Raw genomic sequence first — 21082 nt, forward strand, 5'->3', positions numbered from 1 at the left:
GCGAGGTCTACCGCGCCCTGACCACCACACCAACGGAACGAATCACCCAAACCGACCTTGCTCCAGTGGCTTGACAAGCATAGGAGCATCCCGGCGGCCGGGAGCGGACGAAGAGGCCGGCGGTGGGATCTCCCACCGCCGGCCTCTTCTCGTTACCGGACCGGCGACTACTGGCAGTCCTGGCCGGTGTTGATGCACTCGACCATCTGGTTCATCAGGTTCTCGTCGAAGAAGTTGATGAAGTCGTTGTGGTCGGTGATCGGCTTGTGCAGCTGCTCCGGGAAGGAGTCCACCGCGAACGGGTTCACGACCTGCCCGTTCTCGATCTGCGGGGCCGGGATGTTGTCGTACACCAGGCGGACCTGGAGCTGCGGGATGGCCTGGAAGCCGTTCGAGCAGGTGCCGTCCGGCTCGACGAAGTCGACGTGGGTGCGGTGGTTGGCACTGTCACTGTTCTGGCCGTCCCAGCAGCTCTGGAAGGCGGTCGTCCGGACCACGCTGCTGCCCTCGGGGCAGATCGGGTACTTGTCCGTCACCTGCCGGTCCTCGAAGCCGGTGCAGCTCCAGGCCGTGTTGGCGTTGTTCAGGCCGTTGGTGAAGGCCTTCGCGTCACCGGTGATGATGCGCAGCGCCCTCGGCATCGCGACGACGTCGCTCGTGCGGTTGCCGACGAACTTCAGCTCCGCCGCGGTGGGCGCGACGATCTTGCCGACGTTACCGTCCTGGCCGCCGCCCGGCTGGCCCTGGTCGATGTCCTGGGTGCCGTCCTGGATCCGCAGGACCGGCCAGAAGTACGACGACCGGTCACCCTGGTTCTGGCAGCTGGTGTCGCCGTTGGCCAGGTCCTCGTCGCTCGCGAAGGCGGTGTTGGCCTGGTTGCCGACGTAGTCGTGCTGGTGCTGCGCACCGTTGCTGACGCCGGGGGCGACGATCACGTTGTCCGAGTTGCGCAGCGCGTTCTCGTTGGTGCCGCACTCGGTGGTGAAGGTGCCCGTCGAACCGCCGTCGCCGTTCGCGGCCAGACCGTTGGGCAGGTTGCGGGAGTTCGGCTGGACGTCCTCGATCCTGATGAAGTCGTCCGCGACGGGCCCGTTCTGGGCCTGTCCGCCGTTGCCCTGACCGCCTCCGTTGTCCTGACCGCCGCCGTCGTTCTGGCCGCCGCCGTTGTCCTGGCCGCCGCCGTTGTCCTGGCCGCCGCCACCCTGGTCCTGGCCGCCCCCGTTGTTGTTGCCCTGATCGACGGGAACGCCCTGGCACGGGGCGAACCGGCCGAAGTCGCGCGGTGCCTTGCCGCCCGCCCGGTTGATGTTGATACCGATCCGGTCCAGGGTGGCCGTCCGCTTGGACTTCAGCGGCCCGAGGATGGCGTTGTCGACGTAGTTCGCGTCACCCGCCTGGGCCTGGCGCGTCTCGGCGAGACGCGTGTAGGCCTCCGTGATCTGCCGGTCGAGCCGCGCCAGTTCCCGGGCGACGCCCTTGCGGGCGCCTCGCGGCACCTTCGTCAGCTTCTGGCCGACGTCCGGGCAGTTGATCGTCGCGACCTGCGCGCTTCTCGACTTCGTCCGGTTGTGACCTCCGTTGTCCTCGTGTGCCGAGGCGTAGAAGTTGGCCCAGACCAGCCCGCCCCCACCGAGCGCCAGGGCCGCCGCCCCAGCTGTCACCTTGGTGGCCAGTGGCATCCGGCGTTTTCTTGTGTTGCGTCCCATGGAACTCCTCTTGACCTTCCTTGCGGGGGCATCCCATTGCGCGGCATAGAGCGGCCCGACAGGAGTGAAGCGGCTCCCCTAGGTACGCAAGCCGCCCCACGGGTGTTCACCCGTCTCGCGAATCGATGGAAAGTCAGTACGGCCACGTGGGTTTCAACAGGCCCTGATAAACCGGGAGTTGCCGATCGTCCACCCGGAGTGAGGCGGTGGGGACGTTTTCACCGGCCGTAGCCGGGATGGGCGGGAACCGCCGACCCCGCGCCGGTTGTCGCCGTTCGGCACCTCGGGTCCCGGTTCAGTGAGGATGTTCGCGGTGTGCTCCACGATCCCCCGTTTCCCTCACCACCGGCCCGCCCGCGACCGCCGGGCCGGTGGTGGTGCCGGCTACGCCCCGCCGGCGGTGCCCAGTACCTTCGCCTCCACTTCCGGATCGAGCCCCTTGGCGGTGCGGTCCGGCCGCTGCGGCGCGATGCCGTCGAGGTCCGTCAGCCAGCGCCAGGTCCCGGCCACCGTCTCGGCGACCGGCCGGCAGCGCAGCCCCGTCGCGACCGCCCGTGAGACGTCCGCCGCGTGCAGCGCGTCGTGCAGGTCGCTGCCCGGCGGCACCCACACCGGCAACTGCGTCCACGGCTCGATGCCCGCGTCGAGGATCACCTCCGGCGCGGTCCACCGCAGCTCGGCCGGGCCCCCGGTCACCCGGACACAGGCCTCGAGCAGTTCGCCCGTCGTGGCGTGCCCCTGCGGGGAGATGAGGTTGTACGGCCCGCTCAGCCCCTGCTCGGCCGCGCCGAGGATCCACTGCGCGAGGTCGCGCGCGTCCACGTACTGCAGGGGCAGCTCACGCGGCCCCGGGGCGAGGACCGGGCCGCCGCGCGCCATCCGGTTCAGCCACCAGGGCAGCCGTCCCACGTTCTCGTACGGCCCCAGGATCAGTCCGGCCCGCACCAGCAGCGACCGGTCCGCGCCGAAGGCGTCCACGGCGGCCAGCTCACCGCCCCGCTTGTCCCGCGCGTAGTCCGTGACATCCGCGTCGGCACAGGCGCCCTCCACCAGGGGAGTCTCCTCGGTGAACCCGGCGGGCCGGGGCCACGCGTACACCGAGCAGCTCGACACATACACGTACCGCCCGGCGCGGCCCCGCAGCAGCCGCGCCGCGTCCCGCACCGCGCGCGGGGCGGCCGACCAGGTGTCGACGACGACGTCCCACTCCCCGGGGTCCTCGTCGAGCGCGGCCAGACCGTCGAGCGCGGTGCGGTCGCCCAGTAGCGTCCGCACACCCCGCGGAGCCTCGTGCCGGCCCCGGTGGAAGACGGTCACCTCCCAGCTCCGTGCCACGGCCGCCTCGGCGACGGCCCGGCCCACGAACTCCGTACCACCCAGCAACAGAAGTCTCATACGGCGACTCTGCCCGTCCGGGCGGCGGGAGGGAACGGCGCTCTGCTCTCGGCAGACCCGGGACCGTGCGTCCGCTCAGCGCCCGGCCGGGGGAACGTACGTGTAGCCGACCCGGCGCACCGTGCGGATCGTGTCCCGGTACCCGTCGCCCAGCTTGCGGCGCAGCCGGGCGATGTGGACGTCGACGGTACGGCCGTCACCGACATGGCCGTAGCCCCACACCGTGCCGACCAGCCGGTCCCGGGTGTGCACCTGGTGCGGATGCGCCACGAGATGGGCCAGCAGTTCGAACTCCAGGTAGGTCAGGTCGAGTGGGCGCCCCTCCACCTCGGCAATGCGCCGGCCGGGGTCGACGTGGATGAGGGGATCGCCGGCGGGCGAGCCGGCCGCCGGTTCCGGTACCGCCACGGGGAACGGCGGCTGCCGGTCGGCGGGGACCAGCACCAGATAGCCGACCATCGGGGGCTGTCCGGGCAGCACGGGCACGGCGTTCGGCGGCGCGGGCAGCCATGTGGCGCCGGGCGGCAGCAGATCCGCGACCGTCACCACCTCGTCCCGTGCGACGGCACGCAGCCGGGGAGAGGCGGAAGGGGCGGGGGAGACGGAGGAAAGGGAACGGGGGGTGATCGCCATGAGACGTCAGCTCTTTCGCGCGAAGGGTTCGTCGAGGACGTACGCGGTGCGCGGCGGCCGAAGGCCGGGAAGGATTCCGGGCGTCAGAGGGCCGGCGCGTTCGTCGCGCGACAACACACCCGGTCGAAGTCGTGGTGCTGACGGGACGGCCAGAACGGCTCGAGGTCACCGCGACCCGCCGCGTCACATGTCCGTTGGCCGACCATGTCCCCATTGAAGCAGACGGCGCGAGGGGCGCCCACCGGAAATGGCGGACGCCCCTCGCATCGACTGCGGTACGGATCAGATCTGGCCGGCCTTCTCCAGCGCGGTGCAGCACGTGTCGACGAGCAGCCGGGTCACCACGTACGGGTCGACGTTGGCGTTCGGGCGGCGGTCCTCGATGTAGCCCTTGCCGTCCTGCTCGACCTGCCACGGGATGCGGACCGAGGCGCCGCGGTCCGAGACACCGTAGGAGTACTCGTTCCACGGGGCGGTCTCGTGCAGGCCGGTGAGGCGGTCGTCGATGCCGGCGCCGTAGTTCTTGACGTGGTCCAGCGGCTTGGAGCCCTCACCGAGCGACTCGCAGGCGGTGATGATCGCGTCGTACCCCTCGCGCATCGCCTTGGTGGAGAAGTTGGTGTGCGCGCCCGCGCCGTTCCAGTCGCCCTTGACCGGCTTGGGGTCCAGGGTGGCGGAGACGCCGAAGTCCTCGGCGGTGCGGTAGAGCAGCCAGCGGGCCACCCAGAGCTGGTCGGAGACCTCCAGCGGGGCCAGCGGGCCGACCTGGAACTCCCACTGGCCGGGCATGACCTCGGCGTTGATGCCGGAGATGCCGAGACCCGCCTTCAGGCAGTTCTCCAGGTGCGCCTCGACGACGTCCCTGCCGAAGATCTCGTCCGAGCCGACACCGCAGTAGTAGCCGCCCTGCGCGGCCGGGAAACCGCCCTCGGGGAAGCCGAGCGGGCGGGCACCCTTGAAGAAGGTGTACTCCTGCTCGATACCGAAGACCGGCTCCTGGGCGGCGAACTTCGCGGCGACCTCGGTCAGCGCGGCCCGGGTGTTGGACACGTGCGGCGTCATGTCCGTGTTCAGGACCTCGCACAGCACCAGGACGTCGTCACCGCCGCGGATGGGGTCCGGGCAGACGAAGACGGGCTTGAGGACGCGGTCGGAGGCGTGCCCCTCGGCCTGGTTGGTGGAGGACCCGTCGAAGCCCCAGATCGGCAGGTCCGCGCCCTTGGCGTCGTCGCCCATGATCTTCGTCTTGGAACGCAGCTTGGCGGTCGGCTCGGTGCCGTCGATCCAGATGTACTCGGCCTTGAAGCTCACGGTCCACATCCTTCGGGGGTGGGGCTGACGCTGGTGCGGGTGCTTGCGGCGCTGCGGCACTGGGGCGCCGCCGTCGATGGCACGCAGCTTGTCAACAGGCGATTTCCCGGCCGTTGCCCGTATGTGAACCCCGTGTTACCGGGCACCGGCCCGCCCCGCCGCTCTCTGTGAGCGCGCGTGGGGCGGGGCCGCGGTGTATGCGAAGGCACGTGAAGGGGCCCGCCGCTCCCGACCGTGAGCAGCGGGCCCCTCCCGAGGGAATCCGGACCTCACCCCACCTTCTCGATCACCGCGCGGCGGATCACGAACTTGCCGGCCTCACGGACCTGCTCGTAGGCCGCGTTGTTGAGCAGCACACAGCTGCCGGACACCGAGGTGACCTCCACCGTCGTGGACTTGTTGTTGTCCAGGTTGGTGACCTTGAGCTTCGTCCCGGCGGGGAACTGGTTGCTGGACGCCGCCGGGGCGCCGTCCTCACCGGAGAGGGTGACGGTCGACCCGTTGCACACCTGCTCACCGGAGGCCTGCCCGGCCTGCCCGGCCTGTCCGCCCTGATCACCCGCGGCCGGCTGGGAAGGCGCGGCCTGCTCCGGCGGTGCGGCCTGCTCCGGCGGCGCGGTCTGGGAGCCCTGAGCCGACTCCCCAACCGTGCAACCGGACGCCTCCTGCTGGAGCCGGATCTGGGCGAGGACCGCCTCGCGGTTGGCGATCCGCGCCTCGGACTGGGCGTCGGGGTTCGCCCGCTGGCCCTCGATGAACCTCTCGTTGTTGCCGAGCGCGGTGGCCAGCCCCTGACAGACGGTCGAGTCCGCCGCCGACTTGGTGGTGGCCGCCGGCGGGCTGGCGTTCGAGGTGGTCGCCATGACGAAGGCGCCGCCTCCCGCCACCGTGGCTGCGCTCAGCAGCAGCGCGAGCTTCTTCTTCGGGCCGAGCGTTCTCCTGCGCGACATGCGCGCCTCCTGAAGGGATAGGGGGGCGTACGCCGCTATGTACGAGATACCGAACGGAGTTGCTCAGCGGCCGGGCCAAGTCGCCGAAGTGGCCTGCGTCACAAGGGTGTTCAGGGTTGGTCGCTCAGGGTCGTTGAGAGTCGCTCAGGGCCGCTCAGGGTAGCTCAGGGGTGTTCAGCGGGAGAGGGCGTCCCGTACGGCGTCCTCCGTGCGGGCCACGACCGCAGTTCCGTCGTCCGCCGTGATGATCGGCCGCTGGATCAGCTTCGGGTGGGCGGCGAGCGCCGCGACCCACCGGTCCCGCGTGCCGGCGTCCCGCGCCCACTCCTTGAGTCCCAGCTCCTTCGCCTCCGCCTCCTGGGTCCGTGTGATGTCCCACGGCTCCAGCCCGAGCCGCTCCAGCACTGCACGGATCTCGTCCTCGCTCGGCACCTCCTCCAGATACCGGCGGACGGTGTACTCGGCCCCCTCGGCATCCAGCAGGCTGAGGGCGCTACGGCACTTGGAACAGGCCGGGTTGATCCAGATCTCCATGCCCGACACCGTACGCCGTCATCCCGCTGTTCGATTTCCCCGCCGTGCCGCGGGTGCCTGGTGTGAGCGCTGTGACACGACGACAAAACCCATGCCCACCAGCGCATTTGCCTGCCCGTTCAGGCCTGCTGATTGTCAGTGCCGGGCAGTACACTGGGAGCAGTGTTCGAGGGAATCGCCGAGGTCGTCGTGGACCTCGGCGGGCCGCCCCGACCGCGACAGGAGGATGCCTGTGCCCGCTGCCGCACTCAAGCAGAAGCCCCTGCCCACCCAGTCCACCGCGAAGCGTCCCGTGCCGCTCGAAGTGCCCTGCGCCCCGGTGGCGAAGCGCCCGCTGCCGCCGGGCCGCCCGCGGGACTGGTACGTCACGCACAACCGCCGGCTCAAGGCGATGCGGCTCGCCATCGCCCTGCTCGACTCCGGTGTCTACCTGCCCGGCCAGGCCCGCAACGAGAGGATCCGCACCACGGCCGCGCTGATCGGCGTGCACCCGCCGTCGGACACGACGTGCCACATGGTCCGCGCCTTCATGCGCTACAACCGCTGAGACCGAGACCGAGACCGGTGCCGGGCGCCCTCCCTGGGTGAGGCGCCCGGCACCGCCGTGCCGCACGCCGGCCGCCCGCTGAGGCACTATGGGGCGGGTGAGGGCACACCACACCCTCCCTCACCCCCGAAGTCACCGTGGGCCGACCGGACTTGCGCCGGTGGGCACGCGGTCGCGGCCCTGCCGGAGAAGAAAGGCACGACGGTTGGCTCAGCAGAGGACGGTCCCCGTCCCGTCGTCCTGGATGACGCCGTCCGGCCGGTACGGACGTGCCGTCGCCCGGGCGTGCGACATCGGTATCGCGCTGGTCGTCCTGGCGGCGGCGGACTACTACGGCGTCGGCTACGACCTGCTCCTGGGCGGCCTGATGGCACTGAGTCTGCTGGCCCGCAGGCGGTTCCCCGGCACGGTGCTGGCGGCCGTGCTGGCGCTGACCCTCGTCCAGTTCCTCCTGCACGACCTGCCCGAGGTACCGCTGGCGTCCGCGCCCGCCTCGTACAACGTGGCCGTGCTGTTCGCCATGATGTCGGTCGTCCACCACTCCCGGACCAGCTGGATGCCGTATCTCGCGGGCGTCACGGTGCTGTTGGCCACGGCGGCCGGGACGGTGGGGATGCCCGCCCTGGGCCTGGAGCCGTTCGTCGACCTCGACATGCTGTGGATCTTCTGGGGGATGACGCTGACGGTCTGGCTGACCGCCTTCGCCCTGCACACACGGCGCCTCTACGCCGAGAGCCAGGCGGCCCGCGCCTGGCACGCCGAGCGGGAACAGGAACAGCGGGTCCGGCTGGCCGCGACCCGGGAGCGGGCCGAGATCGCCCGTGAGCTGCACGACGTGGTGGCGCACAGCCTGGCCGTGATGATCCTCCAGGCCGACGGCGCCGGCTCCGTGCTGCGCAAGTCCCCGGACATGGCGGAGTCCGCGCTGAAGACGATCGCCGCCACGGGCCGGGACGCGATCGACGACATGCACCGCATCGTCCGGGTGCTGCGCGAGGGCAACCCGGACTCCGGCACCCCGGATCCGACCGACGGCAGCCCGCCACGGCGCCTGATCACCCTCGACGAGATCAAGGTCGTCGCCGACCGCGCCCGGGCCGCCGGGCTGACCGTGGACGTCTCGGTCGAGGTCGGCGAGGGGCGGCTGTCGCCGACGGAGGAGATGACGGCCTTCCGCATCGTCCAGGAGTGCCTCACCAACGTGCTCCGCCACGCCGGAGCCGGGGCCGGGGTCGGCATCCGGCTCCACGAGGAGCAGGGCACACTGCTGATCGAGGTGACCGACGACGGAGCGGGCACCCTCGCCGGGGGCGGCATCGGCACGCGCTCCGGAGGGAACGGACTCGTGGGGATGCGGGAGCGGGTGGAACTCGCCGGCGGCACCTTCGAGGCGGGACCCCGGCTCGGCAGCGGATGGCACGTACGTGCCTCGATACCGACAAGGACGGCATGATGGCACAGACGGGCAGACCGATCCGGGTGGTCGTGGTGGACGACCAGCCCCTGATCCGGGCCGGTTTCTCCATGGTGCTGGCCGGTCAGGACGACATCGAGGTCGTCGGTGAGGCGGAGAACGGCGCGGACGCCCTCGACCTGCTGCGCAAGGTCGGGACGGACGTCGTCATCATGGACATCCGCATGCCCGTCATGGACGGCATCCAGGCCACCGAGCAGCTGATGCGGCTCGACGACCCGCCCGGTGTGCTGGTCCTGACCACCTTCGACAACGACGAGGACGCCTTCGCGGCGCTGCGCGCCGGAGCCGGCGGTTTCCTGCTGAAGAACGCCCCCGCCGCGGAGGTCGTGAACGCCATCCGGGTCCTGGCCGCGGGGGAGTCGGTGGTCGCGCCGCGCATCACCCGGCTGCTCCTCGACCGGGTCTCGGACCGGCTGGCACCGGCGAACGGACAGGCCGAACGGCTGGACGTCCTCACCGCGCGCGAGCGGGACGTACTGGGCCTGGTCGCCCGCGGGCTGTCCAACACCGAGATCGCGGCGGAGCTGTACGTCGCGGAGGCCACGGTGAAGACACACCTGGGCAACCTCATGGCCAAACTGCACCTGCGGGACCGTGCCCAGGCCGTCGCGTTCGCCTATGAGTCCGGGCTGGTCCGTCCCTCCCCCTGAGGGTGCACAGGCGCCCCCGCGTTCTGCACCCGGGGGCGCAGGAACCACCCCGTCCGGTGTGCCAGATCCGCCGCGTCCGATCTCGGATCCGTGGCCGATGTCCGGCGGGCCGCCGAACTCCAGACTTCTCACTGTCGCCGAACGCGGCCGAGAAGACACCGGAGGACCCGATGGACACCACGCCCACCACGCAGAACCCCAAGCGCAACCGTCTCGTCATCGGCGCGGTCACGGCCGTGATCGCCGGCGCCCTGGTCGCCGGGGCGGGCTACTGGTGGCTGGACCGTGACGAGCTCAGCCAGGCGTCCGCCGACGACTGCCGGCTGGCGCAGCGCATCATCACCGAGGCCGGGAGGATCTCCACCGGCCCCGCGCCGGAAGCGGAGGCGTGGTGGAAGAAGACCGGCGACGAGCGCCGCGCGCAGATGAAGGACGGCTACCTCGGAGCCAAGATCTCCCAGTACGAGGGATGGGCGCTCGCGACCGCCCAGAAGTCCCCCGAAGCACCGTCCGCGAAGGACGTGAAGAACCTCCAGGAAGAAGCGCGGGGACACTGCTCGGACTCCGGCGTCACCCTGACCATGCCGCCGCTCGGCGCCTGAACCGGAACGCGAGAACCGCCCCCATGGCTGTCCACACCGCCGCCCGCGGCCACACACCGGACGACGACGTCATCACCACCACCGCCCTGACGAAGACCTACCGGCAGGGCACCACCGAGGTGCGGGCCCTCGACGGGGTGTCCGTCGGAGTACGGCGCGCCCGCTTCACCGCCGTCGTCGGCCCCTCCGGGTCGGGCAAGTCGACCCTGATGCACTGCGTCGCCGGGCTCGACACCGTCACCTCCGGCAGCATCGTCCTGGACGGAACGGAGATCACCGGACTGTCCGACCGGCAGCTGACCCGGATACGCCGCAAGCGCGTCGGTTTCGTCTTCCAGTCCTTCAACCTGCTGCCGCAGCTGACGGCCTACGAGAACATCGTGCTGCCCGTCACCATGTCCGGCGGGCGCCCGGACCGCGAACTGGTCGACCACCTCTGCGAAGTGCTCGGCATCGCCCACCGGATGGCGCACCGCCCCGCCGAACTGTCCGGCGGTCAGCAGCAGCGGGTCGCCGTGGCCCGCGCACTGGTGGCCCGGCCGGCCGTGGTCTTCGCCGACGAACCCACCGGCAACCTCGACTCCCGGGCCGGCACCGAAGTCCTCACCATGCTGCGCCGGTCCGTCGACGACCTCGGCCAGACGGTCGTCATGGTCACCCACGACCCCGCGGCCGCGCGGTACGCGGACCGGGTGCTCACCCTCGCGGACGGCCACGTCGTCAAGGACGAGGACGCCGCCCCCTCCGGGCGGACCGCCGCGCCGGTCACCGACATCACGGGGAGGCGGCGATGAGGAACCCCTGGCGCGCGACCGTCCTGGGCTCCCAGGTCGCGGAACTCCTGCGGCGGCCCGGACGGTTCGCGGCGACCGGACTGTCGTTGCTGATCGCCGCGTTCGTGGTCTTCGGCACCGTCATGGCCCAGCAGATCATCACCGCCACCGTCGTCGAGAAGTTCCGCGGAACGCCCGAGGCGGTGTCGCTGGTGGTCGAGCCCGGCGACGGGGAGGCCATCGGCGAGGACCGCCTCCGCGAGATCCGCGGGATCCCCGGAGTCACCGAGGTGGTCGGCCGGCTCGACGGAGGCAGCCCGCTGGGTGGCAGCGCCGTCGAACGCTATCTCGACCTGTCCGCGGACCCCGGCACCGGCGCCCTGGCCCACGTCCGTCTGCTGGACGGCACCTACCCCTCCGGGCCGGGCCGGCTCGCCGTCAACACGCAGGCCGCGCGGGACTACGATCTCGCCCCGGGCTCGTCGCTCACCCTGTTGCGGCCCGAACCCGACGGCGAGACCACCCGACGCGTCACGGTCGAGGTCAGCGGCATCGTCCGCAGCACCGCCACGAACGACGCGGCACCCACGGGATACGCCCCAGGCCCTTACCTCGGGGACCTGCTCGGCGCCTCGGACTACTCCCGCGTCGACATCCGCACCGGCCCCGCGTCCTCCGGATCGGCGGACCCGGCGTGGCTGACGGAGCGTATCCGGCAGGCGGTGCCCGGAGCGCGGGTGCGGTCCGGGGACGAGGTCCGGGCGGAGGAGGCCCGCGAAGCGGTGACCGCGGCGAAGGACACCCTGGACCTGGTCACCGTCTTCCTCGCCGTCGCCGTCGGCGCGGCCGTGCTCGTCGCCACCTCCACCTTCCGCATCGTCTTCGCACGGCGCGTACGCCAGCTGGCGCTGCTGCGCGCCATCGGGGCGACCCCGCGCCGGCTCGCCGCCGCGCTCGTCGTCGAAGGAGCGGTGGTCGGGCTGCTGGCCGGCGCCGCCGGCGTGCTGGCGGCCTGGGGCTGCGGCCGGCTCGTCCCCGCGGTCGCCGGACGGTTCGGGCACGACCTGTCCGTCCCTTCCGGACTCCCCGCGGCGGAGGCCGTTCTCACCGTGCTCGGCACCGGTCTGCTCGCGGTCCTGGCGGTCCTGGCCCCGTCGCTGACCGCCTCCCGGGTCTCACCGCTGCAGGCCCTGCGCAGCGCGGCGTCCGGGGAGGGCCCGGCACGGGGCGTCGGCCGGGCCCTGCTGGGCCTGCTGTGCGCGGTGGGCGCCGCGCTCCTCGCCCGGCAGCAGTACGCCGGACTGCCCCAGCCGGGCGACACGGACTACGACCGGTTCGCGGCGCTGATCGCCGTGGTGCTCTCGGGCGGGCTGGCCTTCCTGGCCCTGATCGCCCTCGGCCCCCGTCTGGTCCGGCCGGTGCTGTCGGCGGTCGCGGTGCCGCTGCGCCGCACCGGTGCGGCCGGCCGCCTCGCGGTCGCGGGAGTCGGAGGCGCGCCGGGCCGGGCGGCCTCGGTCTCGGTCGTCGTCGCCCTCGGTGTCTGCCTGGTCGGCTCGACCCTGACCTGCCTCGCCTCCCTGAACACCTACGAGCGGTACCGGCAGGCGGTGGAGGCCCCCGCCGACTTCCAGCTGTACACGAGGGACAGTGAGACTCTGGACCGGTCGCTGGCCGCCGATCTGGCCGCACACCCCGAACTCGCCGACGTGACCGCGTTCCGCACGGCGGAGGCCATCGAGATCACCCGCAGCGTGACGGTCTCCGACCTCGACCTCGGCACCGTCCGTTCCGGGGTGAGCCTGGCCGCCCGCACCGGCTCCCTCGACCACCTCGAACCCGCCCACGTCGTCGTGGCCGCCGGCCCCGCCCACCGGCTCGGCGTCCGGGCCGGCGACCGTGTGACGCTGACCTTCGAAGGACGTCCCGTCCGGCTCACCGTGGCGGCGACGCTGCCCGGAGCCGGACCCTACGGGGGCGACTTCTTCGTCTCCGCCGCGGACCTCACCCGTATGGGAGCGGACGCCGCGCCCACCATGGTCACCGCCAACGCCTCGGAGGACGGCGCCCAGGGACGGATAGGCGCGCAGCGGGCCATCACCGACACGCTGACCGGTCCCCAGCGCGGCGACGGCCGGGTCATTGCCGAGGACTCGGCCGGACAGGCCGACGCGTCGGACGACCTGCGGACGATGGCCACGACGGTGATCATGGTCCTGGGGCTGACCGTCCTGGTGGCGGTCGCCGGAGTCGCGACCACGGCGAGCCTCACCGTCGTCGAACGGGGGCGCGAGTTCGGGCTGCTGCGGGCCCTGGGCCTCGGCGGAGCGGCCGTGCACCGCATGGTCACGATCGAGTGCGCCCTCTACGGCGTACTGGGCGGAATCCTCGGTCTGGCCCTCGCCCTGCCGTACTCCTGGCTGGTGGTCCGGGTCGTGCAGACGGACGCCCCGTTCAGCGTCCCCGCGGGGCAGCTCGCGGCTGTCCTCGCCGCCCTCGTCCTGGTGACCGCCGCCGCGGGCATGGTGCCCGCCCTCCGCGCCTCCAGAACCTCGCCCATGGTCGCCGTCGCCCAGGCCGAGTAGTCAGGGGTGGCCGGGGTGGCCGGGGTGGCCGGAACGAGGACGGACGGGCGTGGGCGGCGGTGCTGACGGGATCAGTACGGCCGGAAGTTGATGTACCCGAGCAGCACGATCACCGCGGCCACGCAGCCGAGGACCACTGCCGTCGACACCCAGGAGGAGTGGCCGGATGAGCCCCTGTGCTCCGGTTCGCCACGGAACGGGACCGGTCCTGGCGGGTTGTCCTTCCAGCGGGCGGCGAGCATCCGGGCCCGCGCCGACGGCTCCTTGTGCACGGCGCCGTCCGCCCACTTGATGTCGAACTCTCGTTCCTCGTCGTCCCTTTCGGGCATCCCCGTGACCTTCTCTCGAACAGTCGTGTCAGCTCCAGGATCCCTCCCCGGCCGGGCAGAGGGAAGCTTTCCGGTCAGCCGGAACGCGTCGGCGCCCCTGCCTCCGGTTTCCCGGAGGCAGGGGCGCCGTACGAGCCCACGCGTGATACGCGCGTCGGCCGCATCACACGTCGAAGTACATCTCGAACTCGTGCGGGTGCGGGCGGAGCTGGAGCGGGGCGATCTCGTTCTGGCGCTTCAGGTCGATCCACGTCTCGATCAGGTCCGGCGTGAAGACGTCGCCCTGGAGGAGGAACTCGTGGTCGGTCTCGAGGCGGTTGAGGACGGCGTCGAGGGAGGTCGGGACCTGGGCCACGTTCGCGTGCTCCTCGGGAGCCAGCTCGTAGAGGTCCTTGTCGATCGGCTCGGCCGGCTCGATCTTGTTCTTGATGCCGTCCAGGCCCGCGAGGAGCAGGGCCGAGAAGGCCAGGTACGGGTTGCCGGAGGCGTCCGGGGCGCGGAACTCGACGCGCTTGGCCTTCGGGTTGGACCCGGTGATCGGGATACGCATCGCGGCGGAACGGTTGCGCTGCGAGTACACCAGGTTCACCGGGGCCTCGAAGCCCGGCACCAGACGGTGGTAGGAGTTCACCGTCGGGTTGGTGAAGGCCAGCAGCGACGGGGCGTGCTTGAGGATGCCGCCGATGTAGTAGCGGGCCGTGTCCGACAGGCCGGCGTAGCCCTGCTCGTCGTAGAAGAGCGGCTCGCCGCCCGCCCACAGGGACTGGTGGACGTGCATGCCCGAACCGTTGTCACCGAAGATCGGCTTCGGCATGAAGGTCGCGGTCTTGCCGTTGCGCCAGGCGACGTTCTTCACGATGTACTTGAAGAGCTGCAGGTCGTCCGCGGCGGCGAGGAGCGTGTTGAACTTGTAGTTGATCTCCGCCTGGCCGGCGGTGCCCACCTCGTGGTGCTGGCGCTCGACCTTCAGGCCGGACTTGGCCAGCTCCAGGGAGATCTCGGCGCGCAGGTCGGCGAAGTGGTCGACCGGCGGGACCGGGAAGTAGCCGCCCTTGTAGCGGACCTTGTAGCCGCGGTTGTCCTCCAGCGCGCCGGTGTTCCAGGCGCCCGCCTCGGAGTCGATGTGGTAGAACGACTCGTTCTCGGACGTCTTGAAGCGCACGCTGTCGAAGACGTAGAACTCGGCCTCCGGGCCGAAGTACGCGGTGTCGGCGATACCCGTGGAGGCCAGGTACGCCTCGGCCTTCTTGGCCACGTTGCGCGGGTCACGGGAGTACTGCTCGCCCGTGATCGGGTCGTGGATGAAGAAGTTGATGTTCAGCGTCTTGTCACGGCGGAACGGGTCGATCCGGGCGGTCGACAGGTCCGCGCGCAGCGACATGTCGGACTCGTGAATGGCCTGGAAGCCACGGATCGACGAGCCGTCGAACGCCAGCTCCTCGTCCGGGTCGAACGCGTCCGCCGGCACGGTGACGTGCTGCATCACACCCGGGAGGTCGCAGAACCGGACGTCGATGAACTTGACGTCCTCGTCCCCGATGAACTTCTTGGCCTCGTCGGCGTTCTGGAACATCCAGCTCCTCCTACTCCCGACCATCCCGCCGGGGTGGTAGATCGTTCGTGCGGCCAGTGCGGGTGGCACACGCTGCACTCGACCCTAGAGATGGGTCATTTCTCGTGCGTGACCCATTTGTTTCACACAAGTTAACCGGTCCCTCTTCCACGGTAGCCCCGGAGCCCCCCGCCGTCCTGTGGTCATATCCGGGCGCAGTACCGTGGACGGGTGGACAACAGGCAAGCAATCGGATCATGGCTCTCCGGACCGCGTGCGGCCATGGAGGACGCCGGTGCCGACTTCGGCTACCGGGGTGAGCAGCTGGGGCTGCCGGAGGACGGACCGGGCTCGATCGCGCGCCCCGGCCGCAGGCTCGGCGCCCTCGCCGTGGACTGGGGTCTGTGCATGCTGATCGCATACGGTCTGATCACCGACGGCTACGACAGCCGGTCGACCGGTAACTGGGCGTTGCTGGTGTTCCTCCTGCTGAGCGTCCTCACCGTCGGCGCGGTGGGCTTCACCCCGGGCAAGCGTCTCTTCGGACTGCGGGTCGTCGGCCTCGACACCGGACGGGTCCAGCCACTGCGCGGCCTTGTGCGCTCGGTGCTGCTGTGCCTCGCCGTCCCCGCCCTCATCTGGGACCGCGACGGGCGCGGTCTGCACGACCGGCTGGCCCGCACGGTCGAGGTGCGGATCTGACACCCGTTTCCGCGTCCGCCCCGGCGGAGTACGACGGCGGTAGGACGACGGGGGCGCCGGAAGTGATTCCGGCGCCCCCGTCGTCGTACTCGTTCAGCGGCCGCGCTGGCCGCCGCCGCCCTTCGGCAGCTTCATGCCCTTGGGCATCGGGCCCTTGGGGAGCGGCATGTTGCTCATCAGGTCGCCCAGGGCGCGCAGCCGGTCGTTGGTCGCCGTGACCTGCGGGCCGGAGAGCACGCGGGGCAGCTTGAGCATGGTGGTGCGCAGCTTCTTCAGCTCGACCTGGCCCTCGCCCGTGCCCACGATCAGATCGTGCACCGGGACGTCCGCGACGATGCGGCTCATCTTCTTCTTCTCGGCGGCCAGCAGGCTCTTCACCCGGTTCGGGTTGCCCTCGGCGATCAGCACGATGCCGGCCTTGCCGACCGCGCGGTGCACCACGTCCTGGCTGCGGTTCATCGCCACCGCGGGGGTCGTCGTCCAGCCCCGGCCGATGTTGTCGAGCACGGCCGCGGCGGCGCCCGGCTGTCCCTCCATCTGCCCGAAGGCCGCACGCTCGGCCCGGCGCCCGAACACGATCGCCGTCGCGAGGAAGGCGAGCAGGAAGCCCAGGATGCCGAGATAGATGGGGTGCCCGATCAAGAAGCCGATCGCGAGGAAGACACCGAAGGTGACGATTCCGACAGCCGCGAGTACAAGACCGATCTTCTTGTCGGCCCTGCGGGTCATCTTGTAGGTCAGAGCGATCTGCTTCAGTCGCCCGGGGTTCGCAGCGTTCGCTGCGGGTTCCTTCCTCGCCATGCCATGAAGTCTACGTCCCGCCCGGAGCGCCTTCGACGGCAGTGCCGGTGCGGAGGGGTCCGGGCGGGTCCGGGCGGGTTCCGGCGGGCCTCAGGGGCGGGTGGAGGTGGCCAGGTCGAGGACGCGCTGGGTCTCGACCCGGTCCTTGGCGCGACGGCGGTCCTCCAGGACGGAGGTCCAGGCGTTGCGGCGGGCGGTGCGCTGACCGCCGCTCATCAGCAGCGACTCCACGGCCCGCAGGGCGGTGGTGAAGGACGGGATGGCGGTGGCGCGGACGGGCGCGGCCTGCATGGCGGACGACTCCCTCGGTGCGGGCGGGTAGGGCTGTACGTGCGGTGATTCCAGGCTCACTGACTGGTGTTACCAGGACGTGACCGGCCGGTCAAACAGGCATGAAGCCCTTGTGGGCGGGTCCGGAACGCCGACGCGGTCCCGACCTGTGCCCTCATCTGCGAGGACGGTCGGGACCGCGTTCTCTCGGCCAGTACTGGCCGGTAGGGCCTTGTGCGTGAATTCACACGCTGTCGCCCGGTGTCGTCGGGCCGTCCCGTCCGGTGACTTCGGGCCGTCCTGTCCGGGTGGCTTCAAGCCGCCTTGTCCGGGTGGCTCAGGGCTGCCCTGGCCGGGTGGCTTCGGGCTGCCGGTTCAGACGGCCTGGGAGGCCACGTACGCCCCCCGCTTCTCGACGGCCATCCGGTAGAGCCGGCCGGCCCGGTAGGAGGAGCGGACCAGCGGTCCGGACATCACACCGGAGAAGCCGATCTGCTCGGCCTCCTCCTTCAGCTCCACGAACTCGTCCGGCTTCACCCAGCGCTCCACGGGGTGGTGGCGCACGGAGGGCCGCAGGTACTGGGTGATGGTGACCAGCTCGCAGCCGGCGTCGTGCAGCTGCCGCAGCGCCTCGCCGACCTCCTCGCGGGTCTCGCCCATGCCGAGGATCAGGTTGGACTTGGTGACCAGGCCGTAGTCACGGGCGTCGGTGATGATCTTCAGGGAGCGGTCGTAGCGGAAGCCCGGACGGATCCGCTTGAAGATGCGGGGGACCGTCTCGACGTTGTGCGCGAAGACCTCGGGGCGGGAGGAGAAGACCTCCGCCAGGTGCTCCGGCACGGCGTTGAAGTCGGGGGCCAGCAGCTCGACCTTCGTCCGGCCGTCCGCGCGGTCCGCGGTCTGCGCGTGGATCTGGCGCACGGTCTCGGCGTACAGCCAGGCGCCGCCGTCCTCCAGGTCGTCGCGGGCGACGCCGGTGATGGTGGCGTAGTTCAGGTCCATGGTGACCACCGACTCGCCGACGCGGCGCGGCTCGTCGCGGTCCAGCGCCTCGGGTTTGCCCGTGTCGATCTGGCAGAAGTCGCAGCGCCGGGTGCACTGGTCGCCGCCGATGAGGAAGGTTGCCTCGCGGTCCTCCCAGCACTCGTAGATGTTCGGACAGCCGGCTTCCTGGCAGACCGTGTGCAGACCCTCGCTCTTGACCAGGTTCTGCATCTTGGAGTATTCGGGGCCCATTTTCGCCCGGGTCTTGATCCACTCGGGCTTGCGCTCGATGGGGGTCTGGCTGTTGCGGACCTCCAGGCGCAGCATCTTGCGTCCGTCGGGTGCGACTGCGGACACGACCGGCTCCTAGCGATTGATTCCTCGGCGTCCTCAAGCGTACGCCCGTGGTTCTGCATGCCCGGCGAGGGTGTGGCCTGCGGAGGGCGGCCGCCCCCCGTCCTCGCCGCCCCCCGTCCTCGCCGCGGCCCGGCCGGCCGTGACCTCCCACGCCGGCCGCACGGCTCCTATGCCGGCGTGCTCTCGATCTCCCGGGGCTTGAGATCCGCGTTCCGGAGAATCTCCCCGAGATGCCGTTCCACGACCGGGAGCACCTCGTCGATCGTCACGTCACGGCCCAGCTCGTTCGCCAGGGAGGCCACGCCCGCGTCGCGGATCCCGCACGGAATGATCCTGTCGAACCACTTGTTGTCGGGGTTCACGTTGAGCGCGAAGCCGTGCATGGTCACGCCCTTGGCCACCCGGATGCCGATCGCGGCGATCTTGCGGTCCTCGCGGCGCTGGCCGGCGTTGGAGGGCGCGTACTCCGGGCCGTTGAGGCGCGGGTCGAACTCGTCGTCGTGCAGCCGGGGGTCGAAGTCCAGGGAGAGCCCGCCGAGCGCCGGGCGCTGGTCCACCGGGTCGCCGAGCACCCACACCCCGCTGCGGCCCTCGACGCGGGTGGTCTCCAGGCCGAACTCCGCACAGGTGCGGATCAGTGCCTCCTCCAGGCGCCGGACGTGCGCGACCACGTCCACGGGGCGGGGCAGCTTCTGGATGGGGTAGCCCACCAGCTGGCCGGGGCCGTGCCAGGTGATCTTGCCGCCGCGGTCCACGTCGATGACCGGGGTGCCGTCGAGGGGGCGCTCGCTCGCCTCGGTGCGCCGGCCGGCCGTGTAGACCGGGGGGTGTTCCAGGAGGAGGACGGTGTCCGGCACCTCGTCGGCGAACCGCGCCGCGTGCACCCGGCGCTGCTCGTCCCAGGCCTGCTGATAGTCGACGGCCTCGGCCCCGAAGCCCATCCGGACGAACCGCAACTCACTCACGGCGAAGCGCCTCCCTAGAAGGTCGTCAGGCACGAAACGCGCCCACGCCACTGTACGACCGTTCGAGCGAGCCTCGACCGGCGGCCGATGCCGTGGCCGGCGCCGTGGCCGGCGCCGTGGCCGGCGCGGTGGCCGGTGTTGCGGTCGGTACGGCGGACAGGTCGAACCGGTGCTGTGACCGGTACGGCGGTCAAGAGGGCGACCGATTCGGCGGCCGGTTCGACTGCCGCCTGTCGGTTGCGCGTCAGTTTCCGGGTCAATCCTCACACGATCGGATGAATGCCGGTCGATGTCGGCAATCGGGTGCTTACTCTCCGCTACATTCACGCCGTCCCATGAGGCCATCAAGGCTGCTCACAGGCAATCCCGGCGCATCACGAGCCGGAAGGCAGGAGACCGCACCGCCGATGACGGAACGACCCGCGCAGCGCACCCCCAACCGACAGCTTGCCGCGCTCATCGCAGAAGCGGGGTTCTCCAACGCGGGACTCGCCCGTCGCGTGGACCAGCTCGGTCTCGAACACGGGCTCGACCTGAGATATGACAAGACCTCCGTCACCCGCTGGCTGCGCGGGCAGCAGCCGCGCGGTACGACACCAGCGCTGATCGCCGAGGTCTTCACCCGGCGCCTGGGGCGCCGGCTGAGCGCCCAGGACCTCGGACTGGACGCCTGCGCGCCCGTCTACGCCGGTCTGGAGTTCGCGGCCACGCCGGAAGAGGCCGTCGACATCGTCGGCGGGCTGTGGCGCAAGGACTCCGGCAGCCACGCCGAGCTGCGCAAGATCGCCTTCACCTCGGCGGGTCTTGTGGTGCCGAGCCGGGACTGGCTCATCGGACGGGCCGACGAGAAGGTGGCCCGTGCGGAGCCGCCGGTGCGGGTCCCCGCCCAGGGCGGCCGCCTCCCGCTCCGGTCCACGGCACCGGCCGAACTGCTCGCCCGCAGACGCGGTACGGCCGAACGCGGGCCCGGGCAGCGGGTCACCGGCGGCGACATCGCCGCGCTGCGGTCCGTCGGCGAGCTCTTCCGGACCCTCGACGACGCGTACGGGGGCGGGCACGCCCGGCAGGCCCTCGTGCGCTACCTGGAGCACGAGTGCGAGCCGATGCTGCGCGGCACCTACGGCGAGCAGACCGGGCGCCGGCTGTTCGCGGCCGCCGCGGATCTGACCCGGCTGGCGGGCTGGACGTCGTACGACATCGCCGCGCACGGGCTCGCGCAGCGCTACTTCGTGCAGGCGCTGCGGCTCGCGCAGGCGGCCGGGGACCGGCCCTATGGCGCGTACGTCCTGGTCACCATGAGCCGGCAGGCCGTCTACCTCGGCCACGGCCGGGAGGCCGTGCAGCTGGCGCGGGTCGCCCAGCAGGGTGCGGGCGGTTCCGCGCCGCCCGTCGTGCAGGCGCTGCTGCACGCGGCCGAGGCGCGCGGGCACGGGGTGCTCGGGGAGGTGCGGGCCTGCACGGCCGCGCTGGTCCGCGCCGAACGCGCGCTGGAGAGCGGCCGGCCCGGTGACGAGGTGCCGTACTGGGCGCGCTCCTTCGACGAGGCCCAGCTCGCCGACGAGTTCGGGCACTGCCACCGGGACCTCCAGCAGTTCCGGGCCGCCGCGCAGCACGCGGAGCGCTCGTTGCAGCTGCGGGCGCCGGGGTATGCCCGGAGCCGGCTGTTCTGCCGGGTGGTCCTGGCCACGGCACGCCTGGGCCTCGGCGAACTCGACCAGGCCTGCCAGCTGGCCGCCGAGGCGGCGGGGCAGGCGGCGGAGATGCGCTCGGTCCGCGCGCTGGAGTACGTCCGCGACTTCGAACGCAAACTGGAGCCCTACCGCGACGCGGCACCCGTCCGCACCTACCGCGACAGGGTCGCGTCCCACGGCTGACAGTGAGGATGTGACGTGGTGACGCTCCCGGTGGGTCTGACCCCTCGGCTGACTGACGTCTCGACTGTCCTGTTTGGGATTTGTCGGC

The 21082-nt window shown here is 71.3% G+C and carries 20 protein-coding genes; 8 read left to right on the forward strand and 12 right to left on the reverse strand.

The window, feature by feature from the left end; all coding sequences use genetic code 11:
- Nucleotides 1-167: 167 nt before the first annotated feature.
- The 6 genes from ACIF9R_RS36975 to ACIF9R_RS37000 form a co-directional block, all read right to left on the reverse strand.
- Nucleotides 168-1706: a DUF1996 domain-containing protein gene (locus ACIF9R_RS36975; protein ID WP_399987306.1), complete on the reverse strand. Its 1539-nt coding sequence runs from the start codon at nucleotides 1704-1706 to the stop codon at nucleotides 168-170.
- A gap of 384 nt (nucleotides 1707-2090) precedes the next feature.
- A complete protein-coding gene (locus tag ACIF9R_RS36980) occupies nucleotides 2091-3101 on the reverse strand; it encodes an NAD-dependent epimerase/dehydratase family protein (protein ID WP_399987307.1) in 1011 nt (336 codons plus the stop codon).
- A gap of 75 nt (nucleotides 3102-3176) precedes the next feature.
- Nucleotides 3177-3734 (reverse strand): winged helix-turn-helix domain-containing protein, encoded by a 558-nt coding sequence (locus ACIF9R_RS36985; protein ID WP_399987308.1) that lies wholly within the window; start codon nucleotides 3732-3734, stop codon nucleotides 3177-3179.
- Between the two features lie 282 nt (nucleotides 3735-4016).
- Entirely contained in the window at nucleotides 4017-5045 is a 1029-nt protein-coding gene (gene glnII / locus ACIF9R_RS36990; protein WP_399987309.1) for a glutamine synthetase, read from the reverse strand.
- 269 nt (nucleotides 5046-5314) lie between these two features.
- A complete protein-coding gene (locus ACIF9R_RS36995; RefSeq protein ID WP_399987310.1) occupies nucleotides 5315-5995 on the reverse strand; it encodes a hypothetical protein in 681 nt (226 codons plus the stop codon).
- A gap of 174 nt (nucleotides 5996-6169) precedes the next feature.
- Complete coding sequence (locus ACIF9R_RS37000) at nucleotides 6170-6529, reverse strand: arsenate reductase family protein (protein WP_399987311.1); 360 nt, start codon at nucleotides 6527-6529, stop codon at nucleotides 6170-6172.
- Nucleotides 6530-6761: 232 nt separating this feature from the next.
- Between ACIF9R_RS37000 and ACIF9R_RS37005 the strand changes: the two genes are divergently transcribed.
- The 6 genes from ACIF9R_RS37005 (at nucleotide 6762) to ACIF9R_RS37030 (ending at nucleotide 13160) form a co-directional block, all read left to right on the forward strand.
- Nucleotides 6762-7076, forward strand: a complete 315-nt coding sequence (locus ACIF9R_RS37005) for a hypothetical protein (protein ID WP_399987312.1) — start codon at nucleotides 6762-6764, stop codon at nucleotides 7074-7076.
- A gap of 205 nt (nucleotides 7077-7281) precedes the next feature.
- Nucleotides 7282-8529, forward strand: coding sequence for a sensor histidine kinase (locus ACIF9R_RS37010; protein WP_399987313.1), 1248 nt, complete (start codon nucleotides 7282-7284; stop codon nucleotides 8527-8529).
- Nucleotides 8529-9203: a response regulator gene (locus ACIF9R_RS37015; protein WP_399987335.1), complete on the forward strand. Its 675-nt coding sequence runs from the start codon at nucleotides 8529-8531 to the stop codon at nucleotides 9201-9203. The genes ACIF9R_RS37010 and ACIF9R_RS37015 overlap by 1 nt, the downstream gene beginning before the upstream one ends.
- 170 nt (nucleotides 9204-9373) lie before the next feature.
- Nucleotides 9374-9805, forward strand: a complete 432-nt coding sequence (locus tag ACIF9R_RS37020) for a hypothetical protein (protein WP_399987314.1) — start codon at nucleotides 9374-9376, stop codon at nucleotides 9803-9805.
- A gap of 23 nt (nucleotides 9806-9828) precedes the next feature.
- Nucleotides 9829-10599, forward strand: a complete 771-nt coding sequence (locus tag ACIF9R_RS37025) for an ABC transporter ATP-binding protein (RefSeq protein ID WP_399987316.1) — start codon at nucleotides 9829-9831, stop codon at nucleotides 10597-10599.
- A complete protein-coding gene (locus tag ACIF9R_RS37030) occupies nucleotides 10596-13160 on the forward strand; it encodes an FtsX-like permease family protein (protein ID WP_399987318.1) in 2565 nt (854 codons plus the stop codon). Before ACIF9R_RS37025 ends, ACIF9R_RS37030 begins: the two co-directional genes overlap by 4 nt.
- A 71-nt stretch (nucleotides 13161-13231) precedes the next feature.
- Here the strand turns inward: ACIF9R_RS37030 and ACIF9R_RS37035 are convergent, their stop codons facing one another.
- Nucleotides 13232-13489, reverse strand: coding sequence for a hypothetical protein (locus ACIF9R_RS37035; protein ID WP_399987320.1), 258 nt, complete (start codon nucleotides 13487-13489; stop codon nucleotides 13232-13234).
- A gap of 163 nt (nucleotides 13490-13652) precedes the next feature.
- Complete coding sequence (gene glnA / locus ACIF9R_RS37040) at nucleotides 13653-15062, reverse strand: type I glutamate--ammonia ligase (protein ID WP_399987322.1); 1410 nt, start codon at nucleotides 15060-15062, stop codon at nucleotides 13653-13655.
- Nucleotides 15063-15272: 210 nt separating this feature from the next.
- Between glnA and ACIF9R_RS37045 the strand changes: the two genes are divergently transcribed.
- The gene (locus ACIF9R_RS37045) at nucleotides 15273-15743 is read left to right on the forward strand and encodes an RDD family protein (RefSeq protein WP_399987324.1); all 471 of its coding nucleotides are present in this window, start codon (nucleotides 15273-15275) and stop codon (nucleotides 15741-15743) included.
- A gap of 93 nt (nucleotides 15744-15836) precedes the next feature.
- Here the strand turns inward: ACIF9R_RS37045 and ACIF9R_RS37050 are convergent, their stop codons facing one another.
- The 4 genes from ACIF9R_RS37050 to lipB all read right to left on the reverse strand — a co-directional run bounded on the left by ACIF9R_RS37050 (nucleotide 15837) and on the right by lipB (nucleotide 19120).
- On the reverse strand, nucleotides 15837-16544 hold the full coding sequence (locus ACIF9R_RS37050) for a DUF4191 domain-containing protein (protein ID WP_399987326.1): 708 nt from the start codon (nucleotides 16542-16544) through the stop codon (nucleotides 15837-15839).
- Nucleotides 16545-16634: 90 nt separating this feature from the next.
- Nucleotides 16635-16835 (reverse strand): hypothetical protein, encoded by a 201-nt coding sequence (locus ACIF9R_RS37055; protein WP_399987328.1) that lies wholly within the window; start codon nucleotides 16833-16835, stop codon nucleotides 16635-16637.
- A 354-nt stretch (nucleotides 16836-17189) separates the two neighbouring features.
- Nucleotides 17190-18155, reverse strand: coding sequence for a lipoyl synthase (lipA, locus tag ACIF9R_RS37060; RefSeq protein ID WP_399987330.1), 966 nt, complete (start codon nucleotides 18153-18155; stop codon nucleotides 17190-17192).
- 167 nt (nucleotides 18156-18322) lie between these two features.
- Nucleotides 18323-19120 (reverse strand): lipoyl(octanoyl) transferase LipB, encoded by a 798-nt coding sequence (lipB, locus tag ACIF9R_RS37065; protein WP_399987332.1) that lies wholly within the window; start codon nucleotides 19118-19120, stop codon nucleotides 18323-18325.
- 407 nt (nucleotides 19121-19527) lie between these two features.
- Here lipB and ACIF9R_RS37070 point away from each other — a divergent pair, with 407 nt between their 5' ends.
- Nucleotides 19528-20994 (forward strand): regulator, encoded by a 1467-nt coding sequence (locus ACIF9R_RS37070; RefSeq protein ID WP_399987334.1) that lies wholly within the window; start codon nucleotides 19528-19530, stop codon nucleotides 20992-20994.
- The last annotated feature ends 88 nt before the right edge of the window (nucleotides 20995-21082 follow it).

This window comes from Streptomyces sp. NPDC086080 (assembly GCF_044540255.1).
In the GTDB taxonomy this organism is placed as follows: Bacteria; Actinomycetota; Actinomycetes; order Streptomycetales; family Streptomycetaceae; genus Streptomyces.